The organism is Streptomyces sp. NPDC006516 (assembly GCF_040611875.1).
Classification (GTDB): domain Bacteria; phylum Actinomycetota; class Actinomycetes; order Streptomycetales; family Streptomycetaceae; genus Streptomyces.
In genome coordinates, this window is the sequence record NZ_JBEXPD010000003.1 from 346,109 (window position 1) to 372,096 (window position 25,988).

Annotated in this window: 24 protein-coding genes and 9 pseudogenes; 17 read left to right on the forward strand and 16 right to left on the reverse strand. The window is 68.5% G+C overall.

Features of this window, described 5'->3' with window-relative positions; all coding sequences use genetic code 11:
- Positions 1-167: 167 nt before the first annotated feature.
- Complete coding sequence (locus ABZY45_RS13545; protein WP_356739408.1) at positions 168-1,526, forward strand: hypothetical protein; 1,359 nt, start codon at positions 168-170, stop codon at positions 1,524-1,526.
- A gap of 49 nt (positions 1,527-1,575) precedes the next feature.
- Here ABZY45_RS13545 and ABZY45_RS13550 read toward each other — a convergent pair.
- A pseudogene (locus ABZY45_RS13550) lies at positions 1,576-1,972 on the reverse strand (Tn3 family transposase); the annotation flags it as partial.
- A gap of 149 nt (positions 1,973-2,121) precedes the next feature.
- On the opposite strand from ABZY45_RS13550, the pseudogene ABZY45_RS13555 reads away from it, so the two are divergent.
- A pseudogene (locus ABZY45_RS13555) lies at positions 2,122-2,276 on the forward strand (IS5/IS1182 family transposase); the annotation flags it as partial.
- Between the two features lie 68 nt (positions 2,277-2,344).
- Positions 2,345-2,560, forward strand: a complete 216-nt coding sequence (locus tag ABZY45_RS13560) for a hypothetical protein (protein WP_356739410.1) — start codon at positions 2,345-2,347, stop codon at positions 2,558-2,560.
- Positions 2,561-2,785: 225 nt separating this feature from the next.
- Here the strand turns inward: ABZY45_RS13560 and ABZY45_RS13565 are convergent, their stop codons facing one another.
- Entirely contained in the window at positions 2,786-3,340 is a 555-nt protein-coding gene (locus tag ABZY45_RS13565) for an isochorismatase family protein (RefSeq protein ID WP_356739412.1), read from the reverse strand.
- 891 nt (positions 3,341-4,231) lie between these two features.
- Between ABZY45_RS13565 and ABZY45_RS13570 the strand changes: the two genes are divergently transcribed.
- The 4 genes and pseudogenes from ABZY45_RS13570 (at position 4,232) to ABZY45_RS13585 (ending at position 7,615) form a co-directional block, all read left to right on the forward strand.
- Complete coding sequence (locus ABZY45_RS13570) at positions 4,232-5,260, forward strand: NlpC/P60 family protein (RefSeq protein ID WP_356739414.1); 1,029 nt, start codon at positions 4,232-4,234, stop codon at positions 5,258-5,260.
- 937 nt (positions 5,261-6,197) lie between these two features.
- Positions 6,198-6,761, forward strand: a complete 564-nt coding sequence (locus tag ABZY45_RS13575) for a hypothetical protein (protein ID WP_356739416.1) — start codon at positions 6,198-6,200, stop codon at positions 6,759-6,761.
- 116 nt (positions 6,762-6,877) lie between these two features.
- A pseudogene (locus ABZY45_RS13580) lies at positions 6,878-7,048 on the forward strand (IS5/IS1182 family transposase); the annotation flags it as partial.
- A gap of 210 nt (positions 7,049-7,258) precedes the next feature.
- Positions 7,259-7,615, forward strand: a complete 357-nt coding sequence (locus tag ABZY45_RS13585; protein WP_356739689.1) for a hypothetical protein — start codon at positions 7,259-7,261, stop codon at positions 7,613-7,615.
- A gap of 56 nt (positions 7,616-7,671) precedes the next feature.
- On the opposite strand, the pseudogene ABZY45_RS13590 reads toward ABZY45_RS13585, so the two are convergent.
- A pseudogene (locus ABZY45_RS13590) lies at positions 7,672-7,986 on the reverse strand (NUDIX domain-containing protein); the annotation flags it as partial.
- On the opposite strand from ABZY45_RS13590, the gene ABZY45_RS13595 reads away from it, so the two are divergent.
- From ABZY45_RS13595 to ABZY45_RS13610, 4 genes are all read left to right on the forward strand, one after another.
- Positions 7,913-8,170 carry a DNA mismatch repair protein MutT gene (locus ABZY45_RS13595; RefSeq protein WP_356739418.1) on the forward strand — a complete coding sequence of 86 codons (258 nt, stop codon included), beginning with the start codon at positions 7,913-7,915 and terminating at the stop codon, positions 8,168-8,170. The pseudogene ABZY45_RS13590 and the gene ABZY45_RS13595 sit on opposite strands and share 74 nt — an antisense overlap.
- A gap of 170 nt (positions 8,171-8,340) precedes the next feature.
- Positions 8,341-8,490, forward strand: a complete 150-nt coding sequence (locus ABZY45_RS13600) for a hypothetical protein (protein ID WP_356739420.1) — start codon at positions 8,341-8,343, stop codon at positions 8,488-8,490.
- 214 nt (positions 8,491-8,704) lie between these two features.
- Positions 8,705-9,043: a hypothetical protein gene (locus tag ABZY45_RS13605; RefSeq protein ID WP_356739422.1), complete on the forward strand. Its 339-nt coding sequence runs from the start codon at positions 8,705-8,707 to the stop codon at positions 9,041-9,043.
- Between the two features lie 447 nt (positions 9,044-9,490).
- On the forward strand, positions 9,491-10,135 hold the full coding sequence (locus tag ABZY45_RS13610; RefSeq protein ID WP_356739424.1) for a carbonic anhydrase: 645 nt from the start codon (positions 9,491-9,493) through the stop codon (positions 10,133-10,135).
- Positions 10,136-10,153: 18 nt separating this feature from the next.
- Here ABZY45_RS13610 and ABZY45_RS13615 read toward each other — a convergent pair.
- The 5 genes and pseudogenes from ABZY45_RS13615 to ABZY45_RS13635 all read right to left on the reverse strand — a co-directional run.
- Positions 10,154-10,297 (reverse strand): annotated as a pseudogene (locus tag ABZY45_RS13615) (Sua5 family C-terminal domain-containing protein); the annotation flags it as partial.
- A 747-nt stretch (positions 10,298-11,044) separates the two neighbouring features.
- A complete protein-coding gene (locus tag ABZY45_RS13620; protein ID WP_356739426.1) occupies positions 11,045-11,383 on the reverse strand; it encodes a thioredoxin domain-containing protein in 339 nt (112 codons plus the stop codon).
- An 86-nt stretch (positions 11,384-11,469) separates the two neighbouring features.
- The gene (locus tag ABZY45_RS13625) at positions 11,470-11,778 is read right to left on the reverse strand and encodes a hypothetical protein (RefSeq protein WP_356739428.1); all 309 of its coding nucleotides are present in this window, start codon (positions 11,776-11,778) and stop codon (positions 11,470-11,472) included.
- A 134-nt stretch (positions 11,779-11,912) separates the two neighbouring features.
- Complete coding sequence (locus tag ABZY45_RS13630) at positions 11,913-13,451, reverse strand: hypothetical protein (protein WP_356739430.1); 1,539 nt, start codon at positions 13,449-13,451, stop codon at positions 11,913-11,915.
- 1,133 nt (positions 13,452-14,584) lie between these two features.
- Positions 14,585-15,424 carry an enoyl-CoA hydratase/isomerase family protein gene (locus ABZY45_RS13635; protein WP_356739432.1) on the reverse strand — a complete coding sequence of 280 codons (840 nt, stop codon included), beginning with the start codon at positions 15,422-15,424 and terminating at the stop codon, positions 14,585-14,587.
- 98 nt (positions 15,425-15,522) lie between these two features.
- Here ABZY45_RS13635 and ABZY45_RS13640 point away from each other — a divergent pair, with 98 nt between their 5' ends.
- The 3 genes and pseudogenes from ABZY45_RS13640 to ABZY45_RS13650 all read left to right on the forward strand — a co-directional run.
- The gene (locus ABZY45_RS13640; protein ID WP_307535063.1) at positions 15,523-15,882 is read left to right on the forward strand and encodes a helix-turn-helix domain-containing protein; all 360 of its coding nucleotides are present in this window, start codon (positions 15,523-15,525) and stop codon (positions 15,880-15,882) included.
- Between the two features lie 130 nt (positions 15,883-16,012).
- A pseudogene (locus ABZY45_RS13645) lies at positions 16,013-16,480 on the forward strand (transposase); the annotation flags it as partial.
- Positions 16,481-16,764: 284 nt separating this feature from the next.
- A pseudogene (locus ABZY45_RS13650) lies at positions 16,765-17,076 on the forward strand (transposase); the annotation flags it as partial.
- On the opposite strand, the gene ABZY45_RS13655 reads toward ABZY45_RS13650, so the two are convergent.
- The 6 genes and pseudogenes from ABZY45_RS13655 to ABZY45_RS13680 form a co-directional block, all read right to left on the reverse strand.
- The gene (locus ABZY45_RS13655) at positions 17,039-17,437 is read right to left on the reverse strand and encodes a DUF4253 domain-containing protein (protein ID WP_356739435.1); all 399 of its coding nucleotides are present in this window, start codon (positions 17,435-17,437) and stop codon (positions 17,039-17,041) included. The pseudogene ABZY45_RS13650 and the gene ABZY45_RS13655 overlap by 38 nt on opposite strands.
- Before the next feature lie 24 nt (positions 17,438-17,461).
- A complete protein-coding gene (locus ABZY45_RS13660; RefSeq protein ID WP_356739436.1) occupies positions 17,462-17,767 on the reverse strand; it encodes a hypothetical protein in 306 nt (101 codons plus the stop codon).
- 85 nt (positions 17,768-17,852) lie between these two features.
- Positions 17,853-18,435: pseudogene (locus ABZY45_RS13665) on the reverse strand (transposase); the annotation flags it as partial.
- Between the two features lie 157 nt (positions 18,436-18,592).
- Entirely contained in the window at positions 18,593-19,456 is an 864-nt protein-coding gene (locus ABZY45_RS13670) for a DUF1963 domain-containing protein (RefSeq protein ID WP_356739438.1), read from the reverse strand.
- Between the two features lie 150 nt (positions 19,457-19,606).
- Positions 19,607-20,206 carry a hypothetical protein gene (locus tag ABZY45_RS13675; protein WP_356739440.1) on the reverse strand — a complete coding sequence of 200 codons (600 nt, stop codon included), beginning with the start codon at positions 20,204-20,206 and terminating at the stop codon, positions 19,607-19,609.
- 850 nt (positions 20,207-21,056) lie between these two features.
- Positions 21,057-21,911 (reverse strand): helix-turn-helix transcriptional regulator, encoded by an 855-nt coding sequence (locus ABZY45_RS13680; RefSeq protein WP_356739442.1) that lies wholly within the window; start codon positions 21,909-21,911, stop codon positions 21,057-21,059.
- Positions 21,912-22,081: 170 nt separating this feature from the next.
- On the opposite strand from ABZY45_RS13680, the gene ABZY45_RS13685 reads away from it, so the two are divergent.
- Positions 22,082-22,939, forward strand: a complete 858-nt coding sequence (locus ABZY45_RS13685) for an SDR family NAD(P)-dependent oxidoreductase (protein ID WP_356739444.1) — start codon at positions 22,082-22,084, stop codon at positions 22,937-22,939.
- A gap of 398 nt (positions 22,940-23,337) precedes the next feature.
- On the opposite strand, the gene ABZY45_RS13690 is transcribed toward ABZY45_RS13685, so the two are convergent.
- Positions 23,338-23,478 carry a hypothetical protein gene (locus tag ABZY45_RS13690; RefSeq protein WP_356739446.1) on the reverse strand — a complete coding sequence of 47 codons (141 nt, stop codon included), beginning with the start codon at positions 23,476-23,478 and terminating at the stop codon, positions 23,338-23,340.
- An 11-nt stretch (positions 23,479-23,489) separates the two neighbouring features.
- Here ABZY45_RS13690 and ABZY45_RS13695 point away from each other — a divergent pair.
- Positions 23,490-23,660 (forward strand): annotated as a pseudogene (locus ABZY45_RS13695) (FCD domain-containing protein); the annotation flags it as partial.
- Between the two features lie 171 nt (positions 23,661-23,831).
- Here ABZY45_RS13695 and ABZY45_RS13700 read toward each other — a convergent pair.
- A complete protein-coding gene (locus tag ABZY45_RS13700) occupies positions 23,832-24,482 on the reverse strand; it encodes an NAD(P)H oxidoreductase (protein WP_356739448.1) in 651 nt (216 codons plus the stop codon).
- 105 nt (positions 24,483-24,587) lie between these two features.
- Between ABZY45_RS13700 and ABZY45_RS13705 the strand changes: the two genes are divergently transcribed.
- Positions 24,588-25,556, forward strand: coding sequence for an AraC family transcriptional regulator (locus tag ABZY45_RS13705; protein WP_356739450.1), 969 nt, complete (start codon positions 24,588-24,590; stop codon positions 25,554-25,556).
- The last annotated feature ends 432 nt before the right edge of the window (positions 25,557-25,988 follow it).

Sequence of the window (25,988 nt, forward strand, 5' to 3'; positions counted from 1 at the left end):
GGTTGTGTTGAACGACCCAGGTCTTTGAAGGGGTCCTTGAAGACTCTGCGCGATTCGGGCGGCCTCGCGGGGCGATCTTCGGAAACGAACGTCTACTGACGTCTGCCCTCACCTGCGATGGCCCGACATGCGTGTTGTGTCGGTGGTGAGGGCTAAGGTGCGCTGTCGTGGACGCTGATGATCTTGACTACCGGGCCCGAACGCTGACGGGCTGCATTCCTCCACTGCTGGTGGCGCGACTTCTCGAACTCGGTCATGAGCGGGAAGTGGAGTTCCAGGCCGGCTGCGGGGAGTGGTTCTGCGCGCTGGAGTGGGCCCGGCTGCTCGGGCATCGGGGCCAGCGCGAGCAGGCGTTGGAGGTGCTCGCCCCGTATGTCGCCACGAACTGGTGGCCGGCGGCCCAAGCCCGGGCGGAGCTGCTGGAGGGTTGGGGCCGGGCGGAGGAGGCGATCGAGCTGTCCCGCCCGTACACGGAGGCCGGTGACCGGCTGGCGTTGGTCTTTTTCGCGCGCCTGCTGGCCCGCCACGGCCGCAGCGGCGAGGCGTTCATGCTGCTGCGCGCCGGGATCCAGGACTGGTTCCTCGCCGATTGCCTGGTCGACATCGCCGAAACGGCGGGCATGGACGAGGATACGGCGGCCCTGTTGGAAGCCCGGGTAGAAGCGGCGATACCTGCCTGCGACGACCCCGACTGCGACAACCTCCGGACAGAACCGTCCAACGCAGTCGACCTGCTCGCCACGATCAGGGAACGCCAGGGCCGGATCGAGGAGGCGATCGCCTTGCTGCACACCCGCGAGGTCACCTCCGTCAACGGCCGTGACCAGCTGGCCGACCTGCTGGCCAGACACGACCGAATCACGGAACTGCGTGCGTACGCAGCGTCCGAGTACCACGGGCATGCCGTGCAGTGCCTTGCCGAATTGCTGGAGGGGCGCGGCGACGTGGAAGGTGCGATCGCCGCCTACCGCACGTTCGGTGCTACGTCGTCCGGCATGTGGCATGTGGCTGTACCGCTGTCCGAGCTCCTGGTCCGGCACCGACGGAGCGACGAGGCGATCGAGGCGCTGCGCGCGCTCACCGAACACGACGCGGAGGACTGGCTCGTCCACGCTCTTTGCACCCTGTACGCCGAGCACGGCCGGTCCCGAGAGGGCCTGGCCCACCTCGATGCCATCAAGGCACGAAGAGACGGCAAGGAGTACTGGGACCTCTTCCAAATGCGGCTTCCGCTCATGGCCGACTGTGGCCTGCTCGACGAAGCGATCGAGCAGACGCGGGCGCACCCCGAGGGCGACACCTGGTACGCGGCCTGGGCCTTGTCCGACATGCTAGACAAAGCTGGCCGCACCGAAGAAGCCGACGCAGTCCTCGCACAGCACCCGGCAGTCAACAGTTCTCTTCGTGCCGAGCGCCTTATCGCCCGCGGCCGCATTGAAGACGCTGTACGACTTCTCCAGCAGCCGATGAGCAAACCGACCACACCCACATGGGACGGCACCTACTCCTCCGAACCACCGTTCTGACAGCTCGGGCTGGTATGCGCCACGTCTCCACCGTCCGTCGCGGGCCGGTTCAGTCGTTGCCCTCGTCGCCTTCGACGGCGTCCGGGTCCCGAAACGGGCGCAGGCCCTGGCCGGGGCTGCTGGCCTTGATGTTGCACAGGTAGCGGCCCAGGAAGTTGATGTGCCGATCCTTGAGCGGGGAAAGGCGGGCGACGTCCTCGTCCCTTGATGTCGTGTTCCTCGGCGCGGAGTTGGGCGACGGCGGCGTCCAGGTAGCGGGTGCTCCACAGGACCACAGCCTTCAGGACCAGGCTGGGAGCTGCGAGCTGGTCCTCCTGGGCCCTCGCGGTACGCCTGGCGGATCTACCAGGGCTGCCGTGGCAGATCGCGCGGGCCAGACGGTGGCGGCACTCCTGCACGGTGAGCTGCCGGTCCATCAGCCGACGGTAGGTGTCGTCGACCGGGTCGTGCGAGTTTGTCATCCGAAAGGCCGTTCTGCATTACCTTCATCGGTTCCGGCAAAACTCACATTCCGACCGAGCGGTCGCTTCAGCGGCGCGTCAGTGCCTTCGGCCGAAGGTCGCCGCGACCACGGCGTCGGCTCATGGGGAGCCGACCGGAAGGCATCCGCAAGGTGTGGGGCCACGGCGGCTACCGCCAGCACCTCGTCGAGCATGCCGCCCCCTCGGCATCGACATGGAGATCACGGCCCGCGAGCCTGGGAGCGGGGGCTTCATCTCAATCCCGGAGCGGTGGGCGGTCGAGCGAACCCAGGAAGGCGGCCTCACATGCAGCTCGGGTGGGTTGAGAGCCGGCCGGGATGTGCTGCCCTGAGGGCGGTGACGCCGGCCCTGCAGGCGAATGCATCCCCATCGCTGTCAAAGGTCGAGCGGCGTCAGTGTGACTCCTGCGATGACGGCATCGGCGACCAATCTCAGCAGCAAGCCCTCTACGAAGCCGGGCGCTACACCGAGGCGGAGGGCGAAGTCCGTGCAGTGGCCCGATCGCGGCCGGACGACCACGAGTACGAGGCGGCGGCCCTGCTCTTCTTCTGATCGCAACACCCAAGGCCGCCGGCTGAACCGCCCCCGCAAGGCCCGAGGACCGACTGCGCCGCTCACGACGCCTGCCAGGCCTCCCTCGGCCCGGACCGCCACACAACCGGCAAGGCCCGAGCACTGTTTGAGCTCATGGGCGGCACTCAGGCGAAATCGCACCGCCTCGGCCGGCGGGGTGAGGCCTGGAGGCAGGCGAACGCCACGGCGTTGGGGTGCACGTTCTCAGCCTTTCTCCTCGGGTGCCGGCTTCGGCGCTACGAAGTCGATCCGCGTGGCAGGCAGGACCCGAACGCTGCGATCAGGAAAGTCGATGTGCCGGTAGATTTCGTTGTGATGGGCGATTGACTGGTCGGGAAGGACGAAGTCTGTCGGCTGAGGGCGGACCGACGTGGTGTGCCCGTCCGCCACCAGAACCAAGTCGTAGCCGTGGCTGAGAGCCTGGCGGGCAGTGGTCTCCACGCAGTTCTCAGTGGCGAAGCCGGTGACCAGGACCTCGGTCACGCCGAGCCGGACGAGTATCTCGTCGAGGTCGGTGTCCAGGAAGGCGTCGGCGCACGTCTTCATCACGACCGGCTCTCCGTGGTGCGGGGCCAGGCCCGGCAGGGCATCGCCGCACCCTCGCTGCTGGACCGTGATGACGGGGACGTTCGCAGCACGCGCCCGAGAGCTGAGCCCTGCGATGGTTTCGACTGTGCGCTCGGCGCGATGCATGATCGGCTGCATGCCGCGCTGCATGTCGATGACGAGGATCGCGGCACGGTGCGGGGGCGGTGGCATCGGCCAACCGTAGCCGCCGCCGTGGCGACGTGCGGTGCCGAGGCCTCGTCTTGGCTTCTCGCTGTGACGCGGGTACGGCCTGCGACGCTCGCGGCGGGTTGTCGGCTGAGAGCTCACCTTCGGGGGTGGCCCAGCTTGATGAGTCCTACGACGGTAGCTCTCCGCTCTCAGTATGTGAAGGACGACCCGCGCGGCCCTTGTGACGTCTGGGCGATTGTTCTCGATGAAGCGGCGGCCGAAGAACGCTTCCTGCCTGAGGCTCAGATGATGGGTGCGGATCCGGCGTACGACTTCAGTGCCCCCGCGCCGGTGACGCAGCAGATGCCCCTGTCGCACACGGTCCCGTCGATCCGGGCCTGCGTGGCCGGCCTCTGCCGCGCCTGCGCCTCAGGCCGCTGCTTACCGTCCCGGGCTGCGGCGACCTGCGCTCTTGTGAGCGCGTCCCAGCGGGCCGCGGACTTCATCCCGCACACGCCACCGCAGATAGGCCCAAGCGAACCGACCCCTCATCCGAGCTGGCGCCGACCCAAGTCATCTCGCGGAGCGGCGACTTCAGTCGCCCTTTCCGTGCCAGGAGGACAACAACCGTCGGCTCAGGAAACGAACAAGACCGCGCAGCGGGCGTCGGCCCCACCGGACGCAAGCGAACTGTCAAGTAGCCGTTACGCGTTGTACGTGGCGAGTAAAGAAATCTTCCGGACCTCACGATTCTCCTGGCGGAGATTGCTCCGATCACGAAATGGTCACTAAAGTTTGCGATCGAACCTTCGCGCGACCGATCACCCATCCGGGTGGCAGCGAAGACGCCGTCGTGTCCGTGACGTGCCTGGAGCCAGCGATTGAGCTCCTCCACGACCGGGTGGGCGGCTCGATGAGAAGGAGTTCGCCTCCGTGGCGTCCCACCGTCGTCCCAAAGCGCCGAGCCGTGCCCGCGTGACCGTGATCACCGCCTCCGCCGCCGCTGCTGTCGCCCTGAGCGCCCAGGCAGCCCACGCCGACCCCAAGCCGACCAAGAGCGAGGTCAAGGCGAAGGTCGACAAGCTCTACTCGGAGGCCGAGAAGGCCAGCGAAAAGTACAACGGAGCGAAGGAACAGCAGGACAAGCTCACGAAGGAAGTCGCCGCGGTACAGGACAAGGTCGCGCGCGGGCAGGACGAGCTGAACGGGCTGCGGAGCGAACTCGGTTCCATCGCCACCGCGCAGTACCGCTCCGGAGGCATCAGCCCCTCCGTACAGCTCTTCTTCTCCTCGGACCCGGACCACTTCCTCGACCAGGCGTCGGCGCTGGAGGGCCTGACTGTCAGGCAGACCGAGTCGCTGCAGAAGATCCAGGCCAAGCAGCGCTCCCTGGCGCAGGAGCGCAAGGAGGCCCAGGGCAAGCTCGCCGAACTCGCCGAGGTGCGTGAGGCGCTCGGCAAGAGCAAGAAGGCGTCCCAGACCAAGCTCGCCGCCGCTCAGCGCCTGCTGAACACCCTGACCGTGGCCGAGCGCGCCGAACTCGCCGAGAAGGAGCAGCGGGCCAGTCGCGATGCAGGTGGGCGGCTCGACCTCGGTAAGGAGGTCGCCGCGTCCGGCCTCGGAGCCGCCGCGCTCCAGGCGGCCAGCACGCGGATCGGAATGCCGTACTCTCACTCCGTCACCACGGGCCCCAACTCGTTCGACTGCTCGGGCCTGACCCAATGGGCGTACCACCAGGCCGGTGTCGAGATCACCCGCACCACGTACACCCAGATCAACCAGGGCACCCGCATCGGGCAGAGCCAGCTGAAGCCTGGCGACCTTGTCTTCTTCAGCGGTAACTCGCACGTCGGGCTGTACGCCGGCGGCGGCAACGTGCTGCACGCCCCCTACCCGGGCGCCTACGTCCGCATCGAGTCGATGAGTACCATCGGCAGTTTCTACGGTGCGGTCCGGATCTGATCACACCGCGAAACCTGCACCCGGCGAGCGCGGGTAGCGCGCCGGCGCGGCGCTGGTGGTCCTGTCTCCGGTGACCGAGGGCGCCCGCGGCGAGGGGGTGGGCAGTTCCAGGTGCTGCTGCGGGCGGCAGCACTGCGGGAGGCGACGATCGGGCGCGACCTCGCCAAGGAGCGCGGACAGGGGCTGGGAACGGGCCGGCTGGCCCGTCGGGAAGAACCGGCGGGAGGCCTGGGCGGTGGCAATGTGACCGTGCTTCCGGTACGCCCACTACACCTGGGAGGCCACCAGGGTGCGGTGGGCGTCGGCATGGAGCAGGGCGCGCGCGGCACCGGTGCGTCGGCCTGGCCGGACACCCCGGGGAGTGCCGCCGCTGATGCCTGTTCAGCGGGCTGGCGGTTTCGTACGAGGCGGCCGGTGCGTCCAGTTACTGTCGGCTGACAGCACGGAAGCGGCGGCTCTCCCGGCCCGGTGGCCTGCTGCTCCGGGACGTCGTTCATGTGACTGAGACAGTCGGCCCGCCACCCCGTCGCCATCACCGGTTCATCACGTTCTCAGGTCGAGGCTTCCGGCCCTGTTCCTCGCAACGAGCCCTTTTCAGCGTGGGAGCCGAGCTTCCCGGGACGCCGCGAGCCGTCCGCGCGAGGGCAGGATTCGGAGACGGCCTCGCTGGTGCCGCCTGAGCGGCTCGCCTTGCGGAGCTTCCGAATGTGAACAGAGGGTCGGGATGTGCACAAGCCGAGGGTGCGCACCCCTTTGGGGGGTGTGCGCCCCCCCAAAGGGAGCCATATACGCGTCGGCTGCCGTGTGACAACGTGAAAAGCGCCGCAAAGCTCCACAAGAGCCGATTCCACGCGCACCGGACAGGCGATGCTCTGAGGTCCCGCCCTCAAGCGGCGCACTTTTCACAGCAGTCGGTCAGGCGCCCGAGGAGAACACCGTGCTGAAAGGCCAGTGCATGTTACGTATCCGAAGACTTCTCACCCTGTCCTTCTCCCTGGCCGCTCTCACCGCAGCGTTCGCCGTTCCCGCCGGTTCGGCCCAGGCCGCACCGGCGAAGGCCGCCGCCACGGTGGTCTGCACCGGTGGGGATTCCTCAACCTACTCGCCCCCGCTCGGCCCGCTGCCGCAGACCACCAACGTGGGCATCACCGAAGAACTGACGTGTCTGGGTGGCCCGTTCCTCACCGGCGTCGCCACCGCATCCTTCAGTCAGCAGGCCAGCTGCCTGATCCCACCGCTCGCAAGCACGATCCCTCCGGCTGACGTGATTACGTATCACTGGAGCAACGGCCAGAACAGCACTATCACCTACACCCTCACCACCGTCGCGCACGTCGCCAACCAAATCATCGTGACTGCGACGGGCACGGTCACCGCCGGCTACGCGCAGGGCTCGGTCGCGGTACGCGAAAAGGTGACCATCAACCTCGACGTCCTGGGCTGCCTCACCTCAAGCATCGACGAGCAGAACGCCAGTGAGGTCCTCACCATCCTCCTCTGACCGTGCGCCGTTTCCAACCTGACGGGTGGTTGGAAGAGTGCCCCGGCAGCAGGCACGAAGAAAGCTCCTGGTGGACGGGTTCACGACCAAGATCACCAGTCCGCCAGGGGTTTCGTGTGCTTGTCCACCCGTCCGGTATCGATCTCTCCAGCCGCGCCCTGCACCATCTCTCCAGCCTCCTCGCAGATCACCGCGGTCGGATCGGCTCCCGATGGCGGCGCCCGAACTGCGGCCGGCAGGCCCTGTTCTTCCTGGCCCACCTGCGCTGCGGCCACACCTACGCGCAGGCGTTCGCCGCGCTCGGCCGACGAGGTCGTGACCGCCAAGATCCAGGCGTTCGAGGCCTGCCCTCAGCACGCACCGCTACCAACAGCGGCGCGACTGTGACCCGCATCAGTGCGCCACGCGCACGCACTGATGGCGGACTGCTGGCCGCTCGAAACGGGTGGTCCGCTTGTAGGACTGCTCGGTACGGTGACCCGGTGTGCTTCTACGCCATGACCTACTACAAGCTGCACTACGCGTGCGTCTCGTGCCGTGTGAGCTTCAAGCGGCATGCCTATCCGCTGCGGGAGCACCTGTGCCCGAACTGTTCGCAGCCCCTCATCTGCGCTGGTCACGACTTCGCGCCGCCGCCCAGGCGCGATGTCCGCAGTTGGTCTGTGGTGGCTGTGGTGTTGGGTGAAGGGCTGCGCTACGAAGGGCTGTCGGTCTGCGGGTGTGGCAAGGCACCCAAGTACCGCCCGCGGACACGCGCTGAACTGCGGGTCCGTCGGACCGTTGCCGCGAGAGAGGGGCTGCCGCTGTCCGAGGCGCTGTCCCGACCGGACCCTCTGACCCCGCTGACGGACTGATCTCGCAGCTCAGGGCGCGAGGCGGCGATGTCCGATGAGGGCTGCTGTAATGGGCGCCCGACCTCGACCTCGACGCCGGTTTCCTCTCGCATTTCCCGGACCAGGGCTTCGGCTAGGGTCTCGCCGTCCTCAAGCTTGCCTCCCGGCAGGCTCCACGATCGCGTGCTGTCCTGGTCCAGGAGCAGGATCTCGTTGTCTTCGATGACGATGCCGTTTACGCGTGTGACGGGGTTCCGCTGAAATCCCTGCTGGCCCTGCGCGCCGGGGCCAGCCCGCGAGCTGCTGGAGGAGACCGGCGTGACGGTCGACCCCGCCCACCTGCGGATGGTGCACGTGGTCCACCACCGGCAGAGCGCCGAGATCGAGCGCATCGGCTTCTTCTTCGAAGCCACCCGGTGGAGCGGGGAACCCGTCAACAGGGAACCGGAGAAGTGCCTCGGCCTCGAGCGGTTCAGCGTCCACGAACTGCCCGAGGACATCATCGAATACCCGAAGAAGGGACTCCTCGGCTACCTGGAGGGCACGGGCGCGCTCACGGAGCATGGCTGGGAGTAGCTTGCGGTGGGGGAGCGGCGGGGTGGATACGCGCGGTGGCCGTGCCGGGCCTGCAAGGGTCGGAGGATCCCGCCGCCACCGGGCCCTGCCGCACGCCGGCTCAGAGAAGTCCGAGGCGGGGGCGGGCCGCAATCTGGCCGCGGGAGGGGCTGCTTGGGAGCGGGCTCTTCGTGCTGCCGCTCACCGCCGAGCGGCGCCCTGGGGGGTTCATCGGGGTTCTTCAGAAGCGGCTGCGCGAGGCCCTGACCCGCTTTGACAGGGCGCTGGAGCCAGGCACCACGGGCGGGGTGGACATCGTCAAGAAGCACGGCGAGCCGTAGATCAAGGTCTCGCCGCTAGTGCTGTGACCGCATACGTTCACCGGGTTGGTGATCCGTGACGCCAGGAGCTGAGCTTCTAGAGTGAGGGGCACAGCTCAGCGGCGGGGTGGGGAGGGCGCATGGCGGAGGTCGAGGTTCCTGGGCCGGAGTCGGACTGGGAATGCGCGCTGGAGTACCAGGGCGGCAAGCGAAACCCGGCCTTCCAGGCCAGCATGTGGGAGTACGCGGCGAGCCCTTCCGGCTGGTTGCCGGCCTGTCGCCGTCGCTGGACGTTCTGGCCGGGCGGCTGCGGTTGAACGTCGAACGGGGTTGGGAGGACCTGGGCGCGGTGGATGCGGCGATGTTCCGCATTGAGAAGATCGACTTTGCGCTCAGCCGGCTGGAGGGCAGCCCTTGCCCTGATGTCTTCGTCTGGGTTAGCCGCGCCCGGGTTGACGTCGACGCGGCCCTCGGCCTCCTGCTCGATGCCCTCGGTATCGGCGAAGAAACACTCACCTTTCGCGGCGCCATCGAAACCGGCTTCGTTGACCTGCGGGGCGAACCTCAGACCTGAACCTGAACTCACGCTGCTTCACCGACGGGGCGCCCGCCCCATCGGATGCCTTTCTCGCTTGCCGGCCTTCCGGACACGCAGTAACTGCTGATTAAGAGTGGCGACTCGATCGCGCCGACCTCGCCGCCCCCGCAGGCGACAACCGGGCCGTGCGGGCACTACGCGCATCCGGCTGATCCTGCCTGCCCCGTCCCCGTAGGTTCCAGTGCCGTGACTACGACCGTAACGGTCGGCCGACAGCTCCAGCACTGCCCTGCTCGTTGTGTTGGTGTGTAAGAGGAACTGACAGATGGGGACCCGTACGGCGCCGGGCCGCTGCGCTGTGCGCTGCGGTTCCGCATGGAGACCGCGCTCGCCCAGCGCCTGGGGATAACAGCGTGGTCGGCGCCCGTCCGGTGGGACCGGTCGCTGCGACGGCCGGCAGGTGCCGCCTCGTAGGCTGTAGCCATGACTGAGATCACCCAGACTCCGACGCCCCGCGACGCCTTCGAGCTGCTCATGGCCGGCAACCAGCGCTTCGTCGCGGGCACTCCCGAGCACCCGAACCAGGACGGCGCTCGCCGTGCCGAGACCGCACCGTCCCAGAAGCCGTTCGCCGTGCTGTTCGGCTGCTCCGACTCCCGGCTTGCCGCCGAGATCATCTTCGATCGCGGCCTGGGCGACCTGTTCGTGGTTCGCACCGCCGGGCATGTCACCGGGACCGAAGTCCTCGGCTCGATCGAGTTCGGGGTGAGCGTCCTGAACGCTCCGCTGGTCGTCGTCCTCGGCCACGACTCGTGCGGCGCGGTCGCCGCGGCCTGCTCTGCGCTGGAGAACGGACAGACGCCGGGCGGCTTCGTCCGCGACATCGTCGAACGAGTCACCCCGAGTGTGCTGGCCGCCCGTGCCGCGGGACGCGAAAAGCCCGAAGAGATCCTTGCCGAGCACATCGAGCACACCGTGGACCTGCTCCTGGAGCGCTCCCGCGTCCTGGCCGAGGCGGTGGCTGCCGGTCGCCTCGCCGTGGTGGGACTGTCCTACCGCCTGGCCGACGGCAGCGCCCAGCTCGTCGCCACCCGCGGTCTTGATGCGGTGGTCCCCGCCGCGTCCTGACCGCCTCGCCGTGGCCGCTCACACGGAAGTGCGGGGCCCCGCAGCCCGGCGAAGCCGGTTGGCGATTGCCAGCCCGAGCCCTTCCTCCACCGGCAGGGACGCGACGATGAGGTCGCGTCCCTGCTGGTCGAGTTCGCGCAGGAACCCGTACAACCCGTGAGCGTCCATGTGCACGAGGTCCGTGCGCACCTGGCCTAATGCCGAACTCCTAAACAGAGCGCACCGTGCACTCGCCGACCTCGCCGGACAGGGCGCCCAGTTGGGCGAGGCTGCCGAGCATGCGGCTACGGCCGCGCGGGCGCTGGCCGTCGTTCGAGAGCAGTGGTGGCGACGCTGGACGAGCTCTTCGACACCGCCGCAGACGGGGCTCCGTACGGCAGCTGCGACCTCGTCACCGGACCGTGAAGCCGCCGCCGGTCACCTGACCAGTTCCTCGCTACCCTTGCCGAGCCCCTCGGGCTGGGCGACGGGGAAGCCACGCGGCCGTCCGAGAGGACGATCTAGTTTTCCACCTGGGCCGGGCCAGGGACCCCTGCAGTCCGTGCGACGTCTGCTGCCCTCGCACGCCGTCGGTCCGAAGCGTCCGCGGTCGACGCGGTGCGCGACGTCCTCCGAGGCAGACTGCGACCTTGCCGGACCGCTCGCGGACTGGACCGCGTACCTGTCCGTCGTCCGCGACAAGGCCGTGCCACTGCCGGTGTCCTTGGCCGCGTACTGCGCGCAGCCGGAACACCGACATGGGGCCGGCCTTCGCCGAGATCGTGGGTGCAGCCGGGCGGCTGCCGGACGCGACCGAGATCGACTGCGTCATGTGACTGTGGGGGTGTCTCACCCCCAAGGGGCGCCAGGCGGCTCAGCTCCCATGGACGCGATGAAGGGGCTGGCGCGGCCACGTGCCGCAGCGGCCGCTCAGAGGTGGTCGTCCAGGAACTTCCTAAACTCCGTGATGGTCATAAGCCCCGTGCCGTGCGCCACCGCCTCTCCCTCCTTCAGCACGACGTAGGACGGGGCTCCGGTGATCCCGTATCGCTCGGTCGCGGCTGGGCAACGCGTGATGTCGGCGCGGACGGCCGTCAGGCGGCCCGTGTAGTCGTCGGCGATGCCGCCCACGACGAGGTCCATCACCCGACAGGGCTCGATTGCCTTGGGCCATGTCCCGGTGAAGTATGCGAGGACCGGAACTACGCTCATTCCGAGGATGAAGTTGAACTCCGCGTCCTCACGGGGTCGGTGAACCCGGTTCGCCAATGGAATCTCCTGACCTCACGTTCCGTCATTTCGGCCCCATCATCCCTCGGGCCGTGCGCCAGGCAGGCAGGCCGGTCGGTCGGTCGTCAGGTTGATCTGTCCGAAGGGAGGCACGGAGTCGTGGCACAGGTGGTTCCCCAGGCCCTGGCTTCGGAGGGGTAGGTTGCGCCGGGCAGTCCCAGGGCGACCAAGAGAGCTGAGGAGGCTTCCTCGTCGGGCGTCAGTCCGGCGGCGGCCGACCACGCGAGTGCACCGGCGACGGCGGGTTCCATGGGGAAGTGCTCTAGAGGGATCTCGTAGCTCTTCGCCATCTCGCGGTTGAGTAGGCCCTCCCAGCTGCTGCCGTCCGGCGTGCCTGCCTCGACAAACCCCACATCGCTGTCCAGGAAGGACACCGTCTTCAATGTCTGTGAACCCGGCCGCCCGCATGAGCTGGTGCAGTTCCCCTGTGGGCCGCGTCGTCAATGATCCGCCTGAGTTCCCATGGTCAGCAAGCTATCGGATGCCTCTGATAAGCCAGCTCGTGGCGCTAAGACGGCACCGAGGGAAGCCGTGACGGCGGACCCTGGTGCACGTTGTCGGGCGCGTTGAGGCAGCGGTCGAGGAGCGCGTGCATATGGGCTACGGGGAGGGAGGGGTTGGCTGCGGCGCCCTCTGCGGTGCGGGGGTCGGCGAGGAGGGTCTCCAGGGCTTCCGGTGTCAGGCGCGGGTTGGCGGCGGCGGCCCGGCGTACTGCCTCGTGGGCGTCGTCCACCGGGGGTCCGGGCAGGGCGGGATCGGCTGCGGCCAAGGCGCGTACTTCGGGATCCGGGTGGCCGATGAGGTGGGTCAGGCCGGTGCGCGGGAAGCCGGGCAGCGGCAGTAGGTCCGAACGGTGGTCCGGGCGGGTGGCGAAGACGTCCAGGAGCAGGTATGGCGGAGCCAATGGGTGGTTGAAGGCCAGTCGGATCCGGACCTCCTCGTCGTCGTCCTGCGCGAGTGCCCCGACAAGTGCCGCGGGCAGGCTGGACCAGCTCGCCGCAACCCGGCGGAGCACCGGTTCCGCGGACACCGCGCAGGCGGCGAACCAGTCGGGCGACGGCACGGTGTCCGGGTCGGGGTCCGGCTCGGTGATCGGGCAGACGCATTGCGGACCGTGCCCGATGACCCGGTCGATCACGTTGTACTCGGCCCAGGTGCGGGGGAAGGGGTGGAGGCGTACGCGCATCCGCACGTCCTCGTCCGGGTCCTTCCTCAGCTCCGTCACCAGCTCTGGTCCCAGGTCGGGCCGGGCGGCGACCATCTCGCGGACCTTCGCCTCGGGATGCCGTGCGAGCCGGGCGACGGCATCAGCCGGAGTGTGGGGGTTCCGGGCCAGGGGGAGCACCATGCCGTCCGCGAAGCACTGCTCGACGAGCGCGGGCGACAGAGCGCACCTGCCCAGCACGAACGGCCTGCTGCTCGGACGGATGGACGGCAGCTCGGCCTCCACCCGTTCCGGGGCCGACTCCCAGTTCCTGTCATGGGCCGTTTCACGGACCGCGGGGTCCGGATCGTCGAGCAGCCCTGCCTGTTGCGCCGGGGTGAGCGATTCCCACCGCCGAGTGGCCCGTATCCGGAGTGCGGGGTTCTCGTGGCCGGCCATGGAGCGGAAGAAGGTCAGCGGGATCTGCCGGGAGGAGTCGAGCTCCCCGATGATCTCGTTTGCGGTGAGCTTGCCGTCCTCGCCCCCGTCCTGGGCGGTCAGGAGGGTGACGAGGATGTCGTCCGGCAGCGGCCGGACCCGGCGGGGCCAGGGCCGCAGGTGGGGGTTGGCGAGCCGCGCGCGGACGAGTCCCGACGGGTCCGTCGCCAAGGGGGCGAGCCGCGAAGGGTCTACGTGCTGGTTGCGGGCGAGCGCGCCGCGGATCCGCCACTGCGTGTGGCGCAGGGCTGCCTGGATGACTGCGTCGGGCAGGTCGCGGTCCTTACACATCAGCTGCCCGAGCTCACCGGCCGCTTGATCCATCAGCCGTATCAGTACGTCGGAGGGCGCCGCCGGATTGAAAGCGACGCCACGCAGCCAGAGTTCATGCAAAGAGCCGGACACCGCGCCATCCTGTCACCCCGACGCGCGCCCGGACCGGCCACCTGGCGACCACGCCCGTAGGTTCTCAGGGGTTCCTCTGACGTACGCCGACGGACGCGTGCCCGGCAGGGGTCACGACCCGGGCAGGTTGAGGAAGTACTTCCTGATGGAGTCCCCGCGCATGGAGCGTGCCAGCTCGGCGACGTGCTGTGCCTGGGCGCCGGAGAGGCGCCGCGCCTCCCACAGCAGAACTGCTGCTCCGCTGCTTCCGGGGCAGGAGGCGGTGGCACCTCACGCCCGTGGATGCCCGTGAGCGCGGCCAGTTCTCGGGTGTTGATCCCCAGCAGGGCTGCGAAATCCGTCACCAAGCGGGGCGTCAGCTCCTTGCGACCGTCGCCGATCACCCTGTAGGTGCCCGCCGACAGATATGTGGGCGTCACCACCGCCAGGAGCTGCGCCATGCCGATCCAGCTCAGATTGCGGTACTGGAGCATGCGGATGGCCCAACTGCCCGGGCCGGCATGGGATGCGAGCCGTTTCGCGGCGAAGGCGGAAGGCCGTTCCTCCTGCGGCAGTGAGTGGATGAGCTGCAGGAGTTCATGCCGCTCGGCAGAGGAAAGGTGCACCGCATTCATCACGATGTCCGGTGCCCACCGCTCGGCCGCGGCGTCCAATGGCGCCATATCGTCCGGGACCGTCAGCCCGCAAGGATGAACAGATCGACGGCATGGAAACCCACGACAGGCGCGATACGCCGGAGCCGCCCCTCGCCAGGGACTTCCCCCGCGAGCACCGCTCGGACCTCGCTTGCGCAATCCGGCGCGACTGGCCAGCTCCTGCACACTGAGCCCTCTGTGGTCCAGCAACCGTGCCGGCATCACGCCGAAAGCAGGGCGCTCCGTCGTGCCCGCGGCCTCACTCATCTGCTGATTGAACAGGTACGGAACTGCGAGGATGAAGGCGCCATAACGTCCGAGGTTCGCATGCGGGATGTCGAGCATGGTTCGATACGGGACCAACAGGGCTCCTTTGTCGAGACGTTGATGAGTGAGATCACCAACCGAACGACCAGGAGCCCTGCCACGTCACGCACTCCCATCAGCCCTTCGTCATCAGCCTCGTACCCCAGGATGAGAAGGGTTCACTGAGCTGCTTCAGGCGAGGCCGTCGATCAGGGCTTCGAGGCGGCGCTCTCCGTCCCGTGTCTGCGCGCCGGCGGCCAGTGCCGCCTCTCCGCGGCGGCCCGCGTCGGGAGTGCTGAAGAGCTGGCCGAACAGTTCGTTCGCCATGGCCAGGCCACCGGCGGTGGACACCGCTGCGGCGTCCACCGCCTCGACCGTGGCGCGGGCAACGCCGGGCGCCAGGGTGGCGATGCGGGCGGCCAGGGTGTCGACGACGTGGTCGAGCTCGGCAGCCGGCACGGCCCGGTTCACCCAGCCCATCCGTTCCGCGGTCGGGGCATCGACCAGCTGGCCGCTGAGAATGATCTCCAGCGCGCGTGCGCGGCCGACGAGGCCGGGCAGATAGACGGTGCCTCCCGCGCCCGGGATGATGCCCATAGTGTCTTCAGGCTGAGCCAAGCCGGCATGCTCACGAGCCGCGAACCTCATGTCCATCGCGGACAGCAGTTCCGCACCGCCGCCGCGTGCCAGCCCGCGCAGCTTGGCGATGGTGATCTGCGGCAGGGTCCGGATGCGTTCGTGCAGGCGCATCATCGGATTCAAAGAGGGGTCCTGCTCCGAGGCGACATCAAGCGCCGAGAACGACTGAGGGTCCTCGGCGATGCGCATGTCTCCGTGCGCGATGAAGAAATCCGGGTCCGCGCTGTCGAAAACGATCACTCGGACGTCGGCGGCGGCGAACATGGCGCCCGTGAACCGGTCCAAATCCGTCATGAGGGCGGCATCGAGCAGGTTGACGGGAGGGTTGTCGATGATGGCATACGCCACACCGTCGATGACAGAGACGTGCAGGGTCGAGTAGGTGTCGGCCATAGGGAGCCTTCCTCACGGATCGAGCTACTAGATATCTAACATATATCTAGTAGTTCGGGTACACTGCAACGAAATCAGATATCCCCGAGGAGACCGGCGTGACCCACATAGAGCTCGGTGACAACGGTCGACAACTACTCGACCAGCTCTTCGACAAGTGGTCGCTACTGGTGCTGGACGCCCTGTGCGATCGCCCCCGGCGTTTCAACGAGCTTCGCCAGCACCTGCCCGCGGTCACCCCGAAATCTCTGACGGCATGCCTGCGGCGGCTGGAACGCAACGGCGTGATCGAGCGAGTGATCCTGTCCACCGAGCCCGTCGCGGTCGAGTACCGCATCTCCCCTCTGGGGCGCACCCTCCAGGACCCTCTGCAGACCCTGCTGAGGTGGGTGGGCAACCACCTCGACACAGTGGACGCCTCCCGCTCCCGCTACGACCAGCGGCATACGCGCAGTTGAAGCCGAGGCCCACGCCGTCCGTGAATGGTGAACGCGACCGAAGCGGAACCACCGCATCGTGGGAACGTCCCCACGGAAGGCACGCCCGTGCTCAGCCTGGTAAACGCCGAGGAACCACTCGTGACGGCTCCTGATCGACGAGATCGTCCGCGAGGGTGCGAGGCGGATGCCGGCCGCCGCCCTGGAGGCGTGCGTCAACTCTTATACAGCTGAGTTGGCGGGCGAGCAGGACGACCAAGGCCGGCGCCTGGTCGTGCGAAACGGCTACCACCAGCCGCGGAACGTCGCCACTGCTGCCGGAACGGTCGAGGTCAAAGCGCCACGAGTGAACGCCAAGCGGATCGATTTGTCCACCAGCGAGCGCAAGCGGTACTCCTCGGCGATCCTGCCGCCTTGGTGCCGCAAGTCCCCGATGATCAGCGAGGTCCTCCCGCTGCTCTGTCTCCACGGCCTGTCATCCGGTGACTTCGTTCCCGCGCTCGAGCAGTTCCTCGGCAGCTCAGCCGGCCGCTCGTCGGCCGCCGTCACCCGGTTGACGACTGAGTGGCAGGCCGACCACCAGGCGTTCTCCAGGCGTGATCTGTCGGCCACCGACTATGACGTCGTCTCTTGTGGCGTAATCGCTCGTTGAGATGTGCATGGCGGATCTGGTGGAGCATCTGGTGCCGGAGGAGTTGTGAGTATTGTTTCGGCGGGTGGTGCCGCCCACGATGGTGAGGCGTCCGCAGGGCGGGGGGCCGGCGTTGGGCTGAATAACCGTGAGGTTTTGGCGTCGGTCATCTTCGTGGCCACCTCGGGTTGTACGTGGAGGCGCCTCCCGCCGGTGTTCGGCCCGGCAGACGGTCTACCGGCGGTTTGCCCAGTGCAGCTCGGACCGGTTGACCGGCGAAGCTGCATGCGGACAAGGGCTATGACTACGACCACCTGCGGCCATGGCTCCGCGGACGCGGCATACGCCACCGCATCGCCCGGAGAGGCGTCGAGTCCTCGCAGCGGCTCGGCCGCCACCGCTGGGTCGTCGAACGAACCGTTTCCTGGCTGGCCGGCTGCCGACGCCTCCACCGCCGCTACGAACGCAAGCCCGAGCACTTCCTCGCCTTCGTCGGCATCGCCGCCACGCGCATCTGCCACCGTCGCCTCGCCAAGAAGAGCACTCTCAGTCCCACCAAAGCCGCCACTCGCGACGCTGCATGAGCGCCTTGTGGTACGTGGACCAGTCCATGTCGGGGTCCTCATGAAAGACGTCAGGGCAGCAGAGGTAGTGCTCTGCGGCGAGGACACGGGCCTGGCGGGCGTCCGTCGGCTGGGCAGCAACCGAGAGATACAGGCTTCCGTGTCCAAAGCCCACGACACGGACACCGAACCGGTGCTCCCAGGAACGCAGCACTGCTGACAGTTCCTGCGCAGTCATGTGATTCGTCATGCCCAGCCAGCTGAGGGCGGCGGGCGTATCAGCGCCCCGCGCGACCTGGACGAGTGCGAGACACCGGGCTCGGCCGTCGCGGGCGACAGCAGTCGCCACTTCCCCCGCGCACACGTCAGCGTCCGTCACCACCGCGGCAGGCGTCGCGAGACCGGGCTACTCCCTGAACGGCGGCCACGAGTCGTCCGTCCACTTGCTCCGGAAGTACGAGCTGGCATCGGCGTCAGCCCCGTAGCCACCACCCACAGGCTCGAATGAGTCGTCGGGGTACTCGAGCAACAGCGGGTAAAGGCCGGTCTCACAGCGACGCGCGTGCAACCCCTTCCACCAGTCAGCCGCGTCTGTGACCGGGCCGTTGCTCATCCACACCACCGGATGCGGATGATGACACGGCCCTATCAGCCTGCCAGGTGGCAACTCGTCCAGCAGCTGTCTGAGAACTTCACTCAAAGGCTCGGGCATAACCGGAATCTACGCGGCACCTGTGACAGCCATCAGAAACGATGTCTGTGTCTACGTGGGGGCCGACGGCATCCATCTGCGCATCGGCACGGGCCTGCTCGTCGTTGCAGACGATCTTCGGTTTGCCCGGGTCGGTGTAATCGTGAGCGGTGCACTGGGCCGCCGCGACCGGGCCGGCTCTGGGGACCTCGCGGATCACCGCCCTCAAGGCGGCGACGAGCTGGGTGACGGTGTCCTGGGTGGCGACCGCGTCGTCCAGCACGGTGGAGTCCAGTGCCCTGCGGTACTTGCCCTTCAGGACGCCCGTCGCGGTTCGGCCGGACCGAGCGGGCCAGCCGTCGGCGGAGGTAGGCCAGCAACGACGGATCGAACGCCATGTCGTGCAGCCCCAGCCCACACGCCGCCTTCCATCGCAGGTCGCACCGCAGTTCCTGCACCGTCTCGAAGTCCGACAGCCCGTGCAGTGCCTGCAACGTGAGCGCCGCGGCCAGGATCTGTGGCGGCCTACTGGGCCGCCCGTTCGCCGACGGATACATGTCCACGAACGTATCCACCGGGAACACCTCACCCCGATGCTCGGCCAAGAACGCGAACACACTCCCGGCCGGGATCAGGTCCCGGCACGTCTCACACACGTCCGGCCCGACACTCTCACCGACCCCACTCACCCATTGCCAACCAACGAGTCTGGCCCCGCCGCTCACGCGGCACGGCCAGAACCCAAGATCTTCATAAGTCTTCCAGGCGGTCCCGTGCGCCGCTTGTACGCCCTCGTGGTCGAAGGCCGGTGGCCTGCCGCTCCGGCTCGCCCCCGTCATGGCCTGTTCAGGGGTTCCAGAAGACGGTGGTGAACACGCGCTCGAAGCGTCGGGCCGCGAGGTCCTCGCGCTGGATCACCCAGTGGACGGTCGCGCCTTCCCGCCCCTTCACGTCCCTGCCGGCGTACCAGTCGGCGAGGAGCACCCAGTCGGCCACGTCGTCCGAGACGGGACCGTCCCAGTGGCCGGCGTCCAACGCCTCCGCCGCAAGGGACGCCGCGACGTCGACCGGGTCGAACTCCACGGCCTCCTCGTCCGCGTATCCTCCGATCTGCATCTGCGCCGAGGGAGCGATGAGGTCCTTGGTGTGCTCCCATATCTCGACGAGTTCGGAGCAGTAGGGATGCCCGGGAAGGTATACGGCTTCCTCCTCACCGGCGGGAACGATGAACTGGTGGTGAGGGAGCGACACGTCGGGCCGCGCCCGGAGCGGCCCCTCCGGATAGCTCGCGAACACCCTGTCGTCCTCGGCGATGTTCGCCAAGTTCCAGGCGTACGGATCCCGACGTGTGACGGCCGCGTCGGCTGGCACGTGGATCACCGTACCCATGGAGGTGCGGTCCCCAGCCTCGGGCAGGGCGAAGAACAGCAACCGGCCGTCGGGCGGCAAGAGGAGGTCTGTCGCGCCGGCCGGCAGTGCGGCCAGGTCGACCGAGGCCACGAAGGGGTGTCCGGGGTCCGGGGTGTCGGCCGGAAGCAGCAGGGGGCCGCCGAACCGTCCCACGACCGGTCCGGTGTCGTCGTCGGACAGTGTCAGGGTGGCGCAGGGACGGGCTGTGGCCAGCCACCGCTCCACATCGTCGGCCGGAACGCCTTGGACCTCGGCTTCTTCACGGAAGGGACGGAACCGGTCCCGTATCGCAGATGTCATGGGCGCACCGTACCGAACGAAGCGGAGGGCGGCGTCTACGCATCTCCCTTGCAGGAAGCACCCGTTGGCGGTCGACCACAGGGCGCCACGAGCAGACCCCCGAAGGCTCCTCGGCGGTCGGACGGTGCCGCTCGCCCGACCGACGCACCGTCAGCCGAACGGCAGGACCACCAGCGGAACCTGACGCAGGGCGCTCAGGGTGAGCGGGAGGCCGGCCAGAGCGCAGACGGCACGCATAGCGATGGAGCTGTCGGCCTCGCCCGGCTCGATTCCTTCCTCCTCCACGGTGCCGGCGGCTTCGAAGGCCGCGCGCAGTTCGGCGGGCATACGGGGAAGAGCCTCCTCCAGGGCGAGACCGCAGACGTCGACCCATGCGACCTGCTTGCCATCGACGGCATAGGTGAGGCTGGCGTCCCCGTTGATGCTGAACACGCTCGTGGCCCCCGTCCGTCCATCGGCGGACAATGCCTCCGCCGCGCCCTCGAAGGTGAACCCGGAGTCGTCGTAGACGAAGGTCCACTCGCCGACGCGTCCCGCCAGCAGCGCCGCGGACGATCCCGGGTCCATACCGAGAGCCGCGCACGGCAGTGACGTCCACTCGTCCGGCCTGCTGTCGGGCAGTTCGCAGGGCTGCATCAACCTCGTCCTGGCGCCGAGCCTTTCCAGCGCCTCCGCCGGTTCGATGCCGTGCACGACGTGCAGGATGTGGTATGGGTCGTCGGAGGCCAGATCAGTGATCCATATCGGCATTCCTCCGGGATCGAGCGTATGCGGCGGGAAGCCGGGCGTGGGCATCGTGGACCTCTTTCCTCAGTGGCGCGTGCGGCCTCCCCGGCAGCGGTGGCGCAGGTGACGCCGGGAGGACCTGCGTCTGGCAATGCCCCCATCGGGGAATGACGACGATTACCGTAGTCCCCCGCCCCCTCTCGCCATATCCCTCAACTTGACTTGTTTCAACGGTAATTCAGAACGACCAGATGCATCCGACGAGCACACGTGCTCGCCGTCCTGAGCGGCGAACTCGGTGGCGGGCACTGCGTCCGGCCGCCTGTCGCTGTACGCGCAGCTGCGGATCACGCGTTTAGTTCGGCTCCGGTCATCAGGACGAGCGAGCTGTGGGGCGCTTGATCATCGATCATGATCGTGTAGAAGCCGTCGTCGTCCGCGGCGGGGACCGGCCGCACAGGCGAACGAAGTATCTGTCCGACATGAGCGACGCGGAGTGGGCCGTCGTACGTGGCGCGATGCCGGTGCCCGGCTGGCTGGAGGGCCGAGGCGGGCAGACGGAGAGCTATTGCCACCGGCAGAGGGTCGACGCGGTGCGCTAGCTGGTCGCAACGGCGGCATCACCTGGCGGGCGATGCCGGCGGACTTCCCCGCGTGGTACCGCGGCTCCGCCTTCTTCTTGCGCTGGCGGGACAAGAGCCTGACCGCCGAGTTCCACGACGGGCTGTTCGAGAGGGTCCACCAGGTCGCCGGCCGGGACGCGGAGCCGACCGCCGGCATCATCGACGCGCAATCGGTGAAGCCGCGTCGGTGCATACCGCAGCCAGGGGCTTCGACGGCGAGAAGAAGGTTGACGGCCGAAGCCGCAAGTGGGTCAGGAGCCTGCGAATGTGTCGGTGCCGAGCACGGTCAGCAGGGCGAGCTTGTCGTGGCTCTCCGTGCCGGGTGTGGCGGTGAAGATGAGTAGCGACTGTCCCTGGTCGGGGTCGAGCAGTGTCTGGCAGTACACGTCGATGCGTCCGATCTGGGGGTGGACGAAGCGTTTGGCGCTGCTCCACCGCAGTCCCACTTCTTGGAGGTTCCAAAGCTCGGCGAATTCCTCGTGGTGTTGCAGGTCGGCCACGAGTAGCGCGGCTGAGGACCCGGGCCCTTGCGCGGTGGCGCTGGCGCGCAGGGTGGAGACATAGACGCGGCTGTGCTGACGGTGGTCTTCGGGCAGGTACCGATGGCGGGCGGTGGGGTCGGTGAACCATCGGTAGAGGGCGCTGCGCGCCGGGCCGGTGTGGTGCGTTTCGTTGCCGAGCAGCGCTACGGCGGGCGGCGTCTGCTGCAGCGTTTCACCGACCGGGCCCACGATCTGTGCCGGGGTGTCCTGAAGCCGGTCCATGACGCGCAGCAGCCCAGGACTGATGTGCGCTTCGCGTAGGTGCCGTGTCGGCAGGCGGTGCCCGCACAGCAGGAACAGGTGGTCGCGTTCGTCCGGGGTCAGGCGCAGGCCCCGGGCAATGGCCGCTGCCATCTGCTGCGACGGCTGGGAACCGCTACCGCGTTCCAAGCGGGCCAGATAGTCGGCAGACATGTCGCACAGTTCGGCGACCTCTTCCCGGCGCAGCCCGATCGTGCGCCGTCGCACACCGCGGCGCAGCCCGACGTCCTCGGGTTGCAGGGACGCCCGGCGTCCGCGCAGGAAATCGGCCAGACCATCACCGTCCAGTGCCGTGTCCGCCATGTGCTTCCCACCTCGCACGTCGTCTGCCTCCACCTCATTGTCCGGCAGGTGAACGCGGGTAGCCACGCCCTGCCATTCAGTGGCTGGGCAAGTCCTTCATCCGCCGACACGGGCCCTTTGTACTGGACGACGTCAGGAACCCGGTAAGAGAGCGTCTGGAGAGTTTCACTATGGCCAAATGGACTGCGGACCGCCTGCCGAGCATGACCGGCGTGACAGTGGTGATCACCGGCGCCGGTGGGGGGATCGGGCTGGTGACCGCTCGCGAACTTGCACGGGCCGGCGCTCACGTGGTGCTGGCCGTGCGCAACGTCGACAAGGCGCGCCGGGCAGTGGCCGGTATGCGCGGAGATTTCGATGTCCGGCACCTCGATGTCGCCGACCTGGACTCGGTCCACGCGTTCGCGGCGGCGTACACGGGTGCCGTCGATGTTCTGATCAACAACGCTGGGGTGATGGATATCCCGGCGGCGCGCACCGCGCAGGGCCTGGACGTTCAGACCGCGACGAACTATTTCGGGCCGTTCGTGCTCACCAACCTGCTGCTGCCCCGGCTGACCGACCGCGTGGTGACGGTCTCCAGTCAGCTGCACCGCTTTGGCAGGCTGGACCTCGACGACCTCGACTGGCGCACCCGCAAGTACAACGGGCTGGCCGTCTACGAGGCGTCCAAGCTCGCCGTGGTGCTGTTCTCACTGGAGTTGCAGCGCCGCTTGACCGCCTCGGGCAGCCCTGTCCGCTCGGTCATCGCTCACCCTGGCGTCGCGCGGACCGGACTGGTCACGCACTCGCCGCTGAGATTCGTCAACCGGCTCCCGTTCCTGGTCCAGGACGTGGAACACGGAGCGCTGCCGCTCATGTACGCGGCCACGCAAGACGTTCCTGGCAACGCCTACGTCGGTCCGGACGGGCTGTTCAGCTTCACGGGCTCCCCACTGGTCCGCAAGCCCAGCCGGGCCGGCCTGGACGGGGCCGTCGCCAAGAGGCTCTGGCAGGCAACCGCCGCTCTCACCGGAACCGGCATCTGAGACCAGGCACCAGGTGCGACTTCGGGTATAGCTCCCTCGGGCATGAGTTCACCCGCACCGAGCCGCGATACGGCGATCGCCCAGAACTTCCCGCTGGTGATGACCACGCGTCTCGGCACGGGTGGATGGATGCCCGCCGGTTCGGCCGGACGGCCGGCCAGGGCAGGCCTGGCACTGCGGAACACGGTGGTGCTGCGGCCGGTGTACCGCAGGACGCCCGCGGCGTCGGATCGGCCGAGCAGGAGCGTGCGCGGGTCGGTGAGGGAACCGGTGACCGCGCCGACGACAGCCTCCATAGTCGCCCGCACCTTGTACTTGTGCCACGACCGCACCGGCAGATAGGGCTCGGCCAGCCGCTTGAAGACCAGACCCTCCAGCCCGGCCACCGACCAGCCCAGCTACTCCCGGGCGACGGCCGGGTCGGTGGTCGACGGGCACAGCGCCAGCGGCGCCGCCAGCCCGTGATCGGCGAACAGCACCTCCAGCGCGACGCGCCGCCGCACGTACGGCCAGCCCGTCGGGTCCCTGCCCGCGTGCACCAGGTCCCGTGCTGGAACACAGCTTCCTCGTCAGCACGCGGACCCCCGGTGCGGTGGAGGCCTCACTGCCCGGTCACCGCGCCGTCGTGCGGGCCATAGAGGCCCGGGACCCGGCGGCCGCGGCGGCCGCAGTGCTGGCCATCATCGAGGCCGCCGGAGAGGAGATCGCCCGGTCACCCGGGCGATGCCGTGTGACGGGTCGCGGCCGGTGCGATCCTGCGGCGTCATGGGCAGGTGCGGGAAGCGGTCGACGCCGGCAAGGTCCCCACCAGGCCAAGGAGGAGCCGGCCGGCCCGGTCCGCACCGCCGGACCGGCCGGCCGCACCCGGGGGCGGCTCCGCGGGCTCTGACGGTCAGGCCGTCACGGTCTCCTCGGCGAGGAACTTCTCCACGTACTCCCGTGCGTGTTGATCGAAGGCCGCGTAGTGCGCCTCTCGCTCGGCACCCGCGACCGCGTCGCCGACCAGCAGTCTGCCGTCGGCGTCGGAGAGCAGGCCGAGGGTGGAGTGCGACAAGCCGCAGTAGTGCGCGATGCCCTCGCTCAGGCTGGTGAGGACGGCCCTCATCCCCTCCGTGACGGGATCGTCGGCGGTGGCGCCGGCCAGCCCCAGCCACAGGATGCGCTTGCCGGCCAGCCGGGGCTTGCTGCGGCCGTAGGCGAACCCGTAGTTCCAAACGCGGTCGATCCAGCCCTTGAGGATGGCGGGCACGTTCTGCCAGTACACCGGGAAGACGGCGACGACCACATCGGCGTCGAGGAGGCGCCGCATGTGGGCGTGCGTTTCGTCCGAGTACCTCTTGTCCCGGTCGCCCCACTCCGGCTGGTCGGCCACGGTCATACGGGGGTCGAACCCCTCGGCGTGCAGGTCGAGCAGGTCGACGCGGTAGCCGGCGGCTTCGAGACGGGCGGCGGCGCGGCGGGCCGTGTGCGCGGTGAGGGAATCGGGGCGGTGGTGTGCGACGACGACGAGCGCTGTTCTGGTGTGACTGTCCTGCTGCGGCACGGTGACTCCCGGCTGATCTCGGTCGGTTGCGATGAGTCCAGTACAGTCGCGACGGTCTAGATGATCCATGGGAGATGCGCTGCGAAACATAGGAGATCGTCTACGGTGTCTTCCGTGGATCCTTTGAGTTCGCTGCTGAACGGCATCCGGGCCGAGGGGTCGGTCTTCAGCCATGCGCTACTGACCGAGCCCTGGACCATCCGCTTCGCCGACGACGCGCCGCTCACCATGATCGGTGTGCTGCGGGGCGGCGGCACCCTGCTGCTGCCCGACGGAACCGAGCGAGCGGTCGGTGCCGGCGTCACCGCCCTCGTGCGCGGCCCCGAACCGTTCCACCTCGCGGACCACCCCGCCACCGTGCACAGTCCCCATGCCACTTACGAGATCGCCTGCTCCACCCCGAACGACGAGCGCTCCGCCCAGGAACTCGGCGGCATCCAGTGGGGCGCCGACGCGAAGGAGGCGACCGCGCTGATCGTGGGCGCCTACCGCGCCTCGGGCCACCGCCACGAGCGGCTCCTGCGGGCCCTGCCACCCGTACTGGTGGTCGAGGGGGACGCCGAGGTGTGTGCCTGGCTGGAGACAGCCGCCGCCTACGCCGCCCGTCAGTCGGCCGGTTCACAGGCGCTGATGGACCGGCTCCTCGACTGGGCCCTGGTGTGCACGCTGCGCACCTGGTTCGACAGGGCGGGTGCTGACGCGCCCTGCTGGTACCGGGGCCTCGCCGACCCGGTCCTCGGCCCCGCCCTGCAGTCCTTCCACGACCAGCCCGCCGGGGCGTGGACGGTGGCCTCCCTGGCCGCCCGGTCCGGTGTCTCCCGGGCGCTGTTCGCCAAGCGCTTCACCCAGTTGATGGGCCGTCCGCCCCTCGCCTACCTCACCGAGTGCCGCTTGGACGAGGCAGCGGCGCTGCTCACCGACACCGACCTCAGCATCGCCCAGATCGCCAGGTCCGTCGGCTACGCCGACGCCTTCGGCTTCAGCGCGGCCTTCAAACGCCACAAGGGCCTGAGCCCCAGCGTGTTCCGCGCGACGACGACTGCGGCGGCTCCGGGCGCTCCCCGGCGGAGGTAGCCGGGCACCGTACGGGCGTGGGGATCGCTGCGCAGCCGTTTGGCTGCACTGGCGCGAGGTGGAAGAGAAGCGGCGGCACGCGCCCGACTGTTTCGTACGGCTGATCGACGGACGCGCCCGCGCGGCCGACGGCCATGCCGAGGATGATGTCGACGAGCGGGCTGCGGAATCGTTCGCCGCGACGGAGCGGGCCTGTTCGGCGGTGGTGGGTTTCTCCTGGGGATCGCCGAACCCGAAGCTGTTGTCCGCGGGGAAGTGCACGACCACGTCGGGCCTTCCGTCGTCTTGCGCGCGGGCCGGCGGAGGCTCCTCATGTTGTACGTGTATTGCGCCGAGTGGCTGATCATGCTTGCCCCGTTCGAAGGATCGGGTCCCGGTGGACGTGTAAGCGCACAGCGTTCGTGATCATCTTGCGACGATTCGACAAGTAGT

Coding starts and splice junctions, on each gene's coding strand:
- ABZY45_RS13610 (WP_356739424.1), top strand. CDS start 9,491: ATGACTGAGATCACCCAGACTCCGACGCCCCGCGACGCCTTCGAGCTG.
- ABZY45_RS13685 (WP_356739444.1), top strand. CDS start 22,082: ATGGCCAAATGGACTGCGGACCGCCTGCCGAGCATGACCGGCGTGACA.
- ABZY45_RS13585 (WP_356739689.1), top strand. CDS start 7,259: ATGACCTACTACAAGCTGCACTACGCGTGCGTCTCGTGCCGTGTGAGC.
- ABZY45_RS13670 (WP_356739438.1), bottom strand. CDS start 19,456: ATGACATCTGCGATACGGGACCGGTTCCGTCCCTTCCGTGAAGAAGCC.
- ABZY45_RS13675 (WP_356739440.1), bottom strand. CDS start 20,206: ATGCCGATATGGATCACTGATCTGGCCTCCGACGACCCATACCACATC.
- ABZY45_RS13660 (WP_356739436.1), bottom strand. CDS start 17,767: ATGCCCGAGCCTTTGAGTGAAGTTCTCAGACAGCTGCTGGACGAGTTG.
- ABZY45_RS13565 (WP_356739412.1), bottom strand. CDS start 3,340: ATGCCACCGCCCCCGCACCGTGCCGCGATCCTCGTCATCGACATGCAG.
- ABZY45_RS13680 (WP_356739442.1), bottom strand. CDS start 21,911: ATGGCGGACACGGCACTGGACGGTGATGGTCTGGCCGATTTCCTGCGC.
- ABZY45_RS13635 (WP_356739432.1), bottom strand. CDS start 15,424: ATGGCCGACACCTACTCGACCCTGCACGTCTCTGTCATCGACGGTGTG.